This window comes from Micromonospora sp. 4G55 (assembly GCF_016803375.1).
Genome location: NZ_JAEVHN010000182.1, coordinates 1 through 10748, shown reverse-complemented (window position 1 = coordinate 10748; position 10748 = coordinate 1). Strand labels below are relative to the sequence as shown.

General features: G+C 68.9%; 9 protein-coding genes and 1 pseudogene. All 10 read left to right on the top strand.

Annotated features, from left to right (window positions below; genetic code table 11):
- Positions 1 to 290 (top strand): annotated as a pseudogene (locus JNW89_RS16740) (oxidoreductase); the annotation flags it as partial.
- A gap of 593 nt (positions 291 to 883) precedes the next feature.
- Complete coding sequence (cas3, locus tag JNW89_RS16735) at positions 884 to 3652, top strand: CRISPR-associated helicase Cas3' (RefSeq protein WP_238449624.1); 2769 nt, start codon at positions 884 to 886, stop codon at positions 3650 to 3652.
- A gap of 191 nt (positions 3653 to 3843) precedes the next feature.
- A complete protein-coding gene (locus tag JNW89_RS16730; protein WP_238449623.1) occupies positions 3844 to 4215 on the top strand; it encodes a hypothetical protein in 372 nt (123 codons plus the stop codon).
- 25 nt (positions 4216 to 4240) lie between these two features.
- A complete protein-coding gene (gene casA / locus JNW89_RS16725; protein ID WP_255540894.1) occupies positions 4241 to 5812 on the top strand; it encodes a type I-E CRISPR-associated protein Cse1/CasA in 1572 nt (523 codons plus the stop codon).
- Positions 5813 to 5840: 28 nt separating this feature from the next.
- Positions 5841 to 6431 carry a type I-E CRISPR-associated protein Cse2/CasB gene (casB, locus tag JNW89_RS16720; RefSeq protein WP_238449622.1) on the top strand — a complete coding sequence of 197 codons (591 nt, stop codon included), beginning with the start codon at positions 5841 to 5843 and terminating at the stop codon, positions 6429 to 6431.
- A 72-nt stretch (positions 6432 to 6503) separates the two neighbouring features.
- Entirely contained in the window at positions 6504 to 7697 is a 1194-nt protein-coding gene (gene cas7e, locus JNW89_RS16715) for a type I-E CRISPR-associated protein Cas7/Cse4/CasC (protein WP_238449621.1), read from the top strand.
- Complete coding sequence (cas5e, locus tag JNW89_RS16710) at positions 7694 to 8503, top strand: type I-E CRISPR-associated protein Cas5/CasD (RefSeq protein WP_238449620.1); 810 nt, start codon at positions 7694 to 7696, stop codon at positions 8501 to 8503. Before cas7e ends, cas5e begins: the two co-directional genes overlap by 4 nt.
- 5 nt (positions 8504 to 8508) lie before the next feature.
- On the top strand, positions 8509 to 9246 hold the full coding sequence (gene cas6e / locus JNW89_RS16705) for a type I-E CRISPR-associated protein Cas6/Cse3/CasE (protein WP_238449619.1): 738 nt from the start codon (positions 8509 to 8511) through the stop codon (positions 9244 to 9246).
- Position 9247: 1 nt separating this feature from the next.
- Positions 9248 to 10240, top strand: coding sequence for a type I-E CRISPR-associated endonuclease Cas1e (cas1e, locus tag JNW89_RS16700; protein WP_238449618.1), 993 nt, complete (start codon positions 9248 to 9250; stop codon positions 10238 to 10240).
- Entirely contained in the window at positions 10237 to 10515 is a 279-nt protein-coding gene (cas2e, locus tag JNW89_RS16695) for a type I-E CRISPR-associated endoribonuclease Cas2e (RefSeq protein WP_238449617.1), read from the top strand. Before cas1e ends, cas2e begins: the two co-directional genes overlap by 4 nt.
- Positions 10516 to 10748: the final 233 nt, after the last annotated feature.

The window sequence follows — 10748 nt, the reverse complement described above, 5'->3', positions numbered from 1 at the left end:
CCCGGGAGCGGGCCCTGCTGATCGCCGGCGGCAGCGGCATCGCCCCGCTGCGGGCGATGCTGGAGGAGCTGCCGCCCGGCGCCGCGCTGATCTACCGCGCCCGCACCCCCGCCGACGTGCTGCTGCACCACGAGCTGGACTGGCTCGCCCAGGCCCGCCAGGTCTCCGTCTGGTACGTCATCGGCTCCCGCGACGACGCCGGCCCCCGCCAGGTGATGAACCCCGACGGGCTGCGTCGGCTGGTGCCCGACGTGGCCCGCGCCCCGCCGCGTGCGGGGACGACGCGATGACGGTGACGTTCGTGGTGACCATCGCGGGAAGACCCCCGCGCGTGCGGGGACGACTCCAGGTCGAACTCGGCGACCGGCATCCGCAGCGGAAGACCCCCCGCGCGTGCGGGGACGACGGGGTCTGCCCTGCTCAACCCGGGACGCAAAGTGGAAGATCCCCGCGCGTGCGGGGACGACAATCCTCCCCATGGCAGGGCCGGGGGCCGAGGCGGAAGACCCCCGCGCGTGCGGGGACGACTTGTTGACCTGGGGATTTATCAGCTGGGCGGCGCTAAAAACTTCAGTTGAGTCACCAAGCAAACAGTTGCTGTCTTCGAGCTCTTCATGGTGAGCCTTCTCCCCCGCCGAGGTGATCCATTGTACGAAGATGCGCCTGCTGTCCGGCGAGCTGTGAACCAGTCGACGGAGATGCAGACGTGTTCTGGCATTGAAGGGATCCTCATTTGATCACGAGGAGCAACAATCCGCACAAGAGTTCGAAGGTCGATGGTGTAACTCCGCCCACGGATGTTTGGACTGTTGTCTTTGTCGGAAAGGCGACTGGGAGAACGTGAGGTTGAGGATTTGTCGGAGGCGCCTCTACAGTCCTGGACATGCCCTCGGAGCGCACCGCTGCCCTCGCTGTGCTGTGGGGGAAATCTGATGCTGGCGGCCAGCCCAACCTGCTCCTGCAGCACCTGTTGGACACGGCGGCGGTCGCGGAGCTGATCTGGGATCACTACCTCGCCGGGCGTCTCAAGAGTTGGCTGGACGACGTATGTGGCAACAATGGGCGCAGCTTCTTTGCCCTCCTCTGTGGATGGCATGACGTTGGCAAAGCCTCACCGGCCTTTCAGGGCAAGGTCGACGAGCTGGCGCAGGCGGTTCAGGCTGCCGGTCTCACGTGGCGGGGGTTGAACCGTGAGTCGGCCGGGTGGCATCACACCTGCGCCGGGGCGGTGATCGTCCGGTCGGTGCTGAGCGAGGCGGGGTGGGGTGAGGAGGCGGTCGAGTGGGTGTGGCCCTTGGTCGCAGGTCACCACGGCCTGCTTCCGTCGCGTGGCTCTGTTTTCAAGACCGCGAGCAGGCTCCGCAACGCGCAGGGTGCCGGCGAAGCTTGGAAGGCTGCCCAAGCCGCTCTGGCTCACGCCGTCGCAGACGCTCTCGACGTTGATCTGGCACGGCTGGCACCTGTGAAGACGCCCCGTCGAGGCGAACAATTGGGGCTGTGCGGTTTCGTGATCATGGCGGACTGGATCGCCAGCAGTGATCACTTCACGGGTGTTTTCAGTTTGGCCGAGGTTTCCATGGCCGCGGCCCGTAACCGGGCCGCCAAGGCATGGGCGAAACTGGAGCTGCGGGGTGGCTGGGGTGCTGCGCCGTATCGTCGGATGCCGGATTTGGTGGCGGCGCGGTTCGGGAAGAGCGCACGTCCGTTGCAATCCGCCTGCGTAGAGCTGGCCGAGCAGATGGGCGTGCCGGCGCTCCTGGTCATCGAGGCGCCGATGGGCGAGGGGAAAACCGAGGGCGCCCTCGTCGCAGCCGAGGTGCTCGGTCGACGGTTCGGTTGCGACGGCATCTTCGTGGGCATGCCGACCCAGGCGACCAGCGACCCGATGTTCGACCGGGTGCTCCAGTGGGCCGACCAGGTGGACCGGGAACTGCCGGTGGGCTTGCTGCACGGCAAGCGGATGTTCAACCGGCGCTGGAATGCCCTCCAGCAGAAGACCCACTTCGCCGGTATCGACGACCTTGGCTGCGATGACGAGTTTGGGATGGCCGGTCGTGGTGGATCGGTGCGCCCGGAGCATGCTCCGGCGCAGTGGTTCCTCGGGGCGAAGCGGGGCATGCTGATGCCGGTCACGGTCGGCACCGTCGATCACCTGCTGTACGCCGCGACCCGTACCAAGCATGTGATGCTCCGGCATGCTGGCGTGGCCGGGCGTGTGGTGATCCTGGACGAGGTCCACGCCTACGACGTCTACATGTCGCAGTTCCTGCACGAGGCGTTGCGCTGGTTGGCGGACGCGGGCGTGCCGGTGATCCTGCTGTCGGCGACACTGCCCCCGCAGCAGCGGGAGAGCCTGATGCGGGCCTACCTTCAGGGCGTGCAGAGCCGCCGGGCCGTTGACCTGCCGGCCGTGGGGGAAACCTCGGGTTATCCCGTGCTGCATGCGCTCACCGCGGCGGGAGTCGCCGTCACCTGCGCCACCCGGACGACCGCGTCCTGGCGGCCGACGACCCCGGTGGCCGTGCACCTGCGGGAGGAAGCCCTGGATGGCGGCCCGGAGACCGTGGTCAACCTCCTTGACGACGAGTTACGTGCCGGGGGCTGCGCCCTGGTCATACGGAACACGGTCGGCCGGGCGCAACAGACCTACCAGGCGTTGGCCGAGAAGTGGGGAGCCGACGAGGTGATCCTGCTGCACGCCCGGCTGACGGTCGCCGAGCGCGCCGCGCGTACTGGAAAGGCCCTGGATCTTCTGGGGCCGCCTGGCGGGAGCGTCGCGCGGCCGTCCCGCCTGATCGTGGTGGCGACCCAGCTCGCGGAGCAGTCCTTCGACGTTGACGCCGACCTGCTCGTCACCGACCTCGCACCGATCGATCTTCTGCTGCAGCGGGTCGGCCGGGTGCATCGGCACACCCGGCCGGGGCGCACCCGGCCGCCCAAGGTCTTCGTCACCGGACTGAGGACCCACCCGGCCGGGCCGCCGGTCTTTCCCGCCGGCAGCGAGCACATCTACGGGCGGTACCTGCTACTGCGGGCCGCGGCGCTGGTCGCCGATGCCGCCGCAGGTGACGGCTGGAGCATCCCCGCCGACGTCCCTGACCTGGTGCGTCGCGGATACGGAGACAGTGACATCGTCGTGGCGTCGTGGCAGGAGGCGACGGTGGCGGCGCATGACAGTTGGCAGGTGGAGCAGCGCAGAAGGCGGCAAGCGGCGGAGGTGTTCCTGCTGGCCGGCGAGAGCGAGCTTGGCGCCCCGACGCTGTCCGGGCTGCACGGGCGGGCGACCGGCGAGGCGCGCAGCGACGACGAGATGGCGTCGGTGGTGCGGGACGGCCCGGAGTCGGTGGAGGTGGTACTCGTTCGGCAGGGCGGCGGTCGGTATCTCACCCTTGGCGGACGCAGCCTCGGCCCGAGCGGCGATGTCGGCGACGCGGCGCTCGCCGAGGAGGTGGTCGGGTCGACCGTACGGCTGCCGGCCCGTCCCGCTGTCACCGAGGCGGCGAAGAAGCTCGAACCGCTGCCCGGCTGGTACGGCAACGGCTGGTTGTCAAAGTCCTACGCACTGGTCCTCGACGAGCGCAATTCGGCCATCCTCGGCGGTCGACGGCTGACCTACGACAAGCATCTCGGCCTACTCGACGAGCGAGCATGACCGAGGTGCGAACCCCCGCGTGGCGGGGACAACGTGTCAATCACCCGCTGGGCGGGATGACCCCGGCGTTGGCCAGGCGAAAGCAGCTTATCGGGCTACAAGAGACGAGTGGCACCGGCCCGCGTACCCGTTGGGCATTCGGCATCGACTGTTACCCTCCCCGCATGGCCTCTGTGGAGAGACGAGTACTCATGGCCATCGTTGAGGCGAGTCATGAGACTGACGACGTGGTTGAGGCCGAGCGCCTCGCGCGAGCTACCAACCTTGGGCATGACTCCGTGCAGCGTGCCCTACAGGTGCTCTCGTCGTACGGCGACCTGTTCTTCCGGTCCGTGCTCGAGCCTGACCGGCGGACCGTGGTGTACGTCAACCACGTGACGGTGCACGCCAGGCGTGCAGCGGAGGGCGGCCTTCTACTGGAGGTGGACGGCGTCAGCCCCCCGCCCGGCCCTCCTGATCGAAAACTGGCCGGCAGGGTGGTCAAGGTCGTCGGTGCCGTGCTGGGGGCCATCGCAGCGAAGATCATGGCGACGCTCGTCTCGGACGCGGTGCACCGTCCATGACTCATGACGAATCTACGGAGTGCTGATGGATAGCCCCTCATTTAACCTCGTGGACGAGGCGTGGATACCGGTCGTCGAGGGTGGCCGTCCCCGGGTGCTGTCGCTCATCGACGTCCTGTCGAGGGCGCACGAGATCGACGGGCTGGCCACCGCCAACCCACTGGAGGCCGTGGCGGTGTTCCGGCAGGTGCTGCTGCCGGTCTACCTGGACGCCTGCGGCATCCCCGACAGTGAGGGTGGCTGGAAACAGCGTTGGCGTGACGGCCACCTGCCGGCCGAGAGGATCAAGGAGTACCTGGGCGACCAGCGCGCCCGGTTTGACCTGTTCGGCGGTCGTCCGTTCGGCCAGGTGGCCGGGTTGCGGACGGCCAAGGACGAGGACAAGCCGGTTTCGTTGCTGATCGCGGCGACGGCAACCGGCAACAACGTGCCGCTGTTTACGCCGCGGACCGAGGCGAACCCGCCGGCGTTGACTCCCGCCGAGGCGGCCCGGGCGATGCTGGCCACCCAGTGTTGGGACACCGCGGCGATCAAGTCGGGTGCGGCCGACGATCCCCAGGCGAAGGGGGGCAAGACCACGGGAAACCCGACGGGCCCGTGTGGCGCGTTGGGTGTCACGGTGCCGATCGGTCGCAACCTCGCTGAGACGGTGCTGTTGAACAGCCCGATTGTGCGGCAGCCGCCTCCCGGTGACGTGCCGCAGTGGCGGCGGGACCGGGCGATGACCGGCGCCTGGGAGGTGCGGGGCCCAATGGGGCTGTTGGACCTGTTGACCTGGCAGTCCCGCAGGGTGCGTCTCATTCCCGACCGGGACGCCGCTGGTGGAGTCGTGGTGCGCCGGGTGCTCCTTACCGCGGGTGACCGGATGCAACCCTTGCCGCAGGATGTGGAGCCGCACACCGCGTGGCGGCGGGTCGACAAGCCCCGCGCGGGCCAGGCGCCGGTGGCGCCGGTCCGTCACGCCGTTGGGCGGGACGCCTGGCGTGGTTTGGGCCCGATGATGGCCACCGTGCCGCAGGAAGGCGCGGCCTTCAACAGCAGTATTCTGCTCGCCCAACTGGCTGACCTTGGCGTTGACGATGTGCCGTTGCAGGTGTTGACCGTGGGTGTGGCGTACGGCAACCAGTCGGCGGTGGTCGAGGACGTCATCGCCGATCTGATTCCGTTGCCGCTGGCGGCCCTCGCACCCGGTGAGGTGCGAGGGCTCATCGAGACGGTGGTCGTGCAAGCCGAGGATCTGCGCCGGGCCGGTAACCGGCTCGACGACGACCTGCGGCGGGCCAGCGGCGGGGACCCGGTGCCCTGGGACAAGGGGCTCAGGCCGGGCGACGCGCTGATGCAGGATCTCAACCGGGTCGTGCGCCGACTGCTGGCCGGGCTGCAACGAGAACCCGGCCGGTACGACGACGCCGAGGACGCCTGGCGGACGGCAGCGCAGACGCTGGCCCTCAAGGTGGCCGAGCCCGCACTGGCCGCGGCACCGCCGACGGCATTCCTAGGGCGCGAGGACGACAAGCAGAAGAAGGCCTACCGGGCCAGTTTGGCCGAGGTGTGGTTCCGGGCGTCGGTCCGCAAGATCCTCGGCATCGAATCCTGATCCCTTCCGACTCAGCGGAGACATGTGGATGAGCACCAGCGAGGGCACAGTCCAGCGGCAGCCGAGCCGGCATTTCTGGGAGCGGGACTACTCGAAGAAGTTGCCCGAGGGGAGGGATCTCGCCGCGCTGCGCGGCGGGCTGAGCCGGGAGGCCGGGGCCGTCCCGGCGATGTGGCCGCATTACACCCGGCTGCGGTCAGACGGGTGGGTCAGCCCCGACCTGCGAGCCGAGCACGCCGCTCTCGCGCTGTTCGCCGTGCATCAACAGTCCCAGTCCAGACTGATGCACCAGCCGACCGTCGGGCTGGGCCTGGCCATGGCGAAGCTGCGGGTCAGCGGGAAGTTCACCGTCGACGCAGTCGACAAGCGATTCGGTGCGGCGGCGACCGCGACGAGCTTCACCGAGGTCGTCGCGCACCTGCGGGGACTGGTGAGCCAGCTGCGCGCCCTGAGCCCGGCCCAGCCGCTGGACTACACCCTGCTCTTCCGGGACCTGCGCGACTGGCAGGACCCGGACCGGGTGCACGCGGTTCGGCGCCGGTGGGGGGCGCAGTACTTCACCTTCCGCGAGGACGCGCAGGCGCCGGAGGTAGCCGGTGCCGCCACCACGAAGGCGTAACCGCACCGCATGAGCCCCGACCCTGGCGCCTCGACTCATTATCTGCCCGATGCCCATGAGCAAGGAGAACCGGTGACCAACCGACGTACCTACATCGATATTCACATCTTGCAGACCGTGCCGCCGTCGAACCTCAACCGGGATGACGCGGGCAGCCCAAAGCAGGCCGTCTACGGCGGGGCGCGCCGCGCGCGGGTGTCCTCCCAGGCGTGGAAGCGCGCCACCCGAAAGGCGTTCCAGGACGAGCTGGGCATCCCCGCCGACCAGCTCGGTACGCGCACCAAGAGGGTGTCCACGCTGCTGGCCACGCGACTGGCCGAACGGACCGGCCTGGACGGCGAGGCCGCCGCCCGGCTGAGCAACGCTCTGCTGGCGCACGACCTCGACATCAAGGCCGGCAAGAAGGCCGCCGAGAGCGCCTATCTGCTGTTCTTCGGGCGCGGCCAGCTCGACGCCATCGTCGACCTGGTCGCCGAGCGGGCCGCCGAGCTGACCGCGCTCGCCGATGACGCGCTGGCCAAGGCCGTCGCGGACCTGCCGGTCCGCGCGCAGTTGACCGTCAAGCACCCGATCGACGTGGCGCTGTTCGGCCGCATGGTCGCCGACATCCCCGCCCTCAACGTGGACGCGGCCACGCAGGTGGCGCACGCCCTGTCGGTGCACCCGGTGGAGATCGAGTTCGACTACTACACGGCGGTGGACGACGAGAAGACCGCCGAGGAGGACGCTGGCGCGGCGATGATCGGCACGGTTGAGTTCACCTCCGCGACGCTGTACCGGTTCGCCACCCTCGACGTGCACCACCTCGCCGTCAACCTTGACCAGGACCCGGAAGCGACGATCGAGGCCGTCCGGGCGTTCCTGCGCGCCTTCGTCACCTCGATGCCCACCGGGCACCAGAACACGTTCGCTCACCGCACGGTGCCCAGCATGGTCAGCTACGTCGTCCGCGCAGACCAGCCGGTCAACCTCGTCTCCGCCTTCGAAAGCCCCATCCGCAGTCGGGACGGCATCGCCGCCAAGGCCGCGCTACGTCTGGCGGGGGAACTCAACCGGACCAGCACCGCCTGGGGCCTCAACCCCTTGGCGGTGGCCAGCATCTACGACCCAGCCTCGACCGCCGCCGCGATCAGCCACCAGGACCGGGACAGTGACCCGGCGAGCGTCGCCCACGCGTTCGGGGCTCCGCGCAGCCTCGACGAGGCCATCGACGCGACCATCGCCGCCGTGCGGCCCCGACTGGACGGGTCGACGACGCCACGATGACCGACCACACCTCCTGCCTCGTCCTCCGGCTAGCCGGGCCACTTCAGTCCTGGGGCGGACGTGGGCAGTTCAACCGCCGCGACACCCTCGACGAGCCCACCAAGAGCGGCATCGTCGGGTTGCTCGCCGCCGCGCAGGGGCTACGCCGTCAGGACTCGATCGAGGCGCTCCTCGGCCTGAGCCTCGGCGTCCGCACCGACCAACCCGGGTCGCTGCTACGGGACTACCACACCGTCAGCGACCTGCGGAGCCGGCCGCTGCTGTCCGCCTCGGTCAACGCCAAGGGCGCGCAAAAGCCCACGTCCCCGGCGAAGTACACGCACGTCACACACCGGTTCTACCTCCAGGACGCGGTGTTCGTGGCGGCGGTCAGCGGCCCGATCGACCTGCTGCACACCCTGGCCGACGCCCTACGCAGCCCCGCCTTCCCCCTCGCTCTCGGCCGACGGTCCTGCCCGCCGACCATGCCCCTGCTCCTGAACCCCGACAACACGGACCGGGTCGATCAAGACGGCCTCTGGACGGGCTGGCCGCTCGACGTGCTCGGCCAGGTGCCCTGGCAAGCCAGCAACCGCCACCGGACATCCCGATTCGGCCCTGATGACCGCCCCTCGAGCGTCGACCTGCCGGTCACCGTCGACGACGAGAACGGCACCGACGTACGCATCGACGTGCCCCACTCCTTCGACCCGCTGCACCGAGGGTTCAACACCCGCCGGGTACGCCAGGAATGGGTGCGCGTACCGACCGGCTGGCCCGACACCGGCCAGACCGACCACGATCCCTTCGCGCTGCTCGGGTGGTAGCTGCCATGCCATACCTGTCCCGCATCCACCTCAACCCGCTGCGGCCCCAAGCGCAGCGGATGCTGCGCAACCCGCAGGTGCTGCACGCCGCCGTCCTCGGCGGCCTCAGCCGCCAACCGGTCGCCGAACGTGTCCTCTGGCGGCTGGAAACCCCACACCAGCACCAACTCGCCGTCCTCGTCCTGACCCAGTCGAAACCGTCCTGGGAACACATGGTCGAACAAGCCGGCTGGCCCTCCGCCGACGAGCCGCAAGCCATGGTCAGGTCATACGAGCCGCTGCTCGACCAGATCCAGCGAGGGCGGACCTTCGCCTACCGGCTCAAAGCCAACCCCACCAGCGCGACAAAGAAACCGACAAGACCATCCGAGGCGCAGGCCCAGCAACTCGCAGGCGAGCGCCCCCGCGGCGTCCGCGTCGCGCACCGCACCCTGCCCGACCAACTCGACTGGCTCGTCGAACGGTTGGCCCACGCCGGGTGCACCACGCCAACAGACAACGTCAACGGCAACGAGGTACCCGCCGTGCGAGCGACCGACCGGCACCGGCTCCGCTTCCACAAGACCGGACACCGAACGGACGTACCGCCGGTGATCCTGGAGAGCGTCACCTTCGACGGCCTCCTGCAAATCGAGGATCCGAAGCTGGCCCGTCAGGCGCTGCTCGACGGGATCGGTTCCGGCAAGGCCTACGGCTTCGGTCTGCTCACCCTCGCCCCGCCCCGCCCCGCCGCGGAACGCTGAGGTGTGGTGGCTGGCCGACCCGCAGGACCTGCACCGGGTCAGTGACCGCATCTCCAGCGTCTACGTCGAACGCTGCCACATCGACCGTGACGACAACGCCGTCGTGCTGGTCAACCGGGAACGCACCGTCCGGGTACCCGCCGCGATGGTCGCCACCCTGCTCATCGGCCCCGGCGCCCGCATCACCACCGCCGCCGTACGCCTGCTCGCCGACTCCGGCACCGCCCTGTGCTGGGTCGGCGAGAAAGGCGTCCGCCTCTACGCCTGCGGCATCGGCCCCAGCCGAGGATCGCAACTCCTCCAACGCCAGGCATACCTGGTCACCCGCACCAAAGAACGCCTCGCCGTGGCCCGCCGCATGTACGGCATGCGATTCCCCGGTGAAGACGTCAGCACACTGACCATGCAGCAACTACGCGGACGAGAAGGCGCCCGAGTCAAAAAAATCTACCGCTCCCACTCAGCCCGCACGGCAGTGCCGTGGGACGGCAGGCTTTACAAACCCAGCCAACCCTTCGAAGCCGGTGACGACGTCAACCGGCTCCTGTCCGCCGGGCACAGCTGCCTCTACGGGATCTGCCACGCAGCGATCGTCGGCCTCGGCGCGAGCCCCGGACTCGGCTTCGTCCACACCGGCGGTGCGACCTCCTTCGTCCTCGACATCGGAGACCTCTACAAGGCCGACTACACGATTCCACTCGCGTTCGACCTGGCCGCCAAAGGCCTCACCAGCGAACGAGACGTACGGACCGCCTTCCGCGACCGAGTCGCCGATGGGAAGCTGATGACCCGCATCGTTCAGGACATCAAGACGCTGCTTCTCAGCGAAGGCAGCGAGATCATCGACCAGGACGCCCACGAACTCTGGGACGAGGACCTCGGCTCCGTGCCAGGGGGCATCAACTGGGCTGCCGACTACGCCGACAGCCTTGACGGGACATCCTTCATCGGAGTCACCGGACCTGATCTGGGTGAGCCTAAGGTGGACTTTTGACCGTCGTCGTCCTCATCGCCGTGGCCCAAGGACTCCGCGGCCACCTCACCCGATGGATGATCGAAGTCGCCGCCGGCGTCTTCGTCGGCAACCCCAGCTCCCGCGTACGCGACCGCCTCTGGACACTCCTCGCCACCAGAGTAGGAGACGGACAAGCCATCATGATTGAACCAGCACAGAACGAACAAGGCTGGGCAATCCGCACCGCCGGCCGCGACCGATGGCTGCCCGTCGACCTCGACGGACTGATTCTCTCAGCCCGGCTCCGCCGATAAATCCCCAGGTCAACAAGTGTCGTCCCCGCACGCGCGGGGGTCTTCCCCGATGGCTGAGTCCGGAGGCGTGCCGGGGATGGTCGTCCCCGCACGCGCGGGGGTCTTCCGTCGAGCAGCTCGACGTTCGACATCTCCATTCGGTCGTCCCCGCACGCGCGGGGGGTCTTCCCCTCCTACTTCATTCTCTACCTGCCGCTGGAGATGTCGTCCCCGGCACGCGCGGGGGTCTTCCG

Bases quoted from the DNA above. Each gene is read 5' to 3' on its own strand.
- cas3 (WP_238449624.1), top strand. From the start codon at position 884: ATGCCCTCGGAGCGCACCGCTGCCCTCGCTGTGCTGTGGGGGAAATCT.
- JNW89_RS16730 (WP_238449623.1), top strand. From the start codon at position 3,844: ATGGCCATCGTTGAGGCGAGTCATGAGACTGACGACGTGGTTGAGGCC.
- casA (WP_255540894.1), top strand. From the start codon at position 4,241: ATGGATAGCCCCTCATTTAACCTCGTGGACGAGGCGTGGATACCGGTC.
- casB (WP_238449622.1), top strand. From the start codon at position 5,841: ATGAGCACCAGCGAGGGCACAGTCCAGCGGCAGCCGAGCCGGCATTTC.
- cas5e (WP_238449620.1), top strand. From the start codon at position 7,694: ATGACCGACCACACCTCCTGCCTCGTCCTCCGGCTAGCCGGGCCACTT.
- cas6e (WP_238449619.1), top strand. From the start codon at position 8,509: ATGCCATACCTGTCCCGCATCCACCTCAACCCGCTGCGGCCCCAAGCG.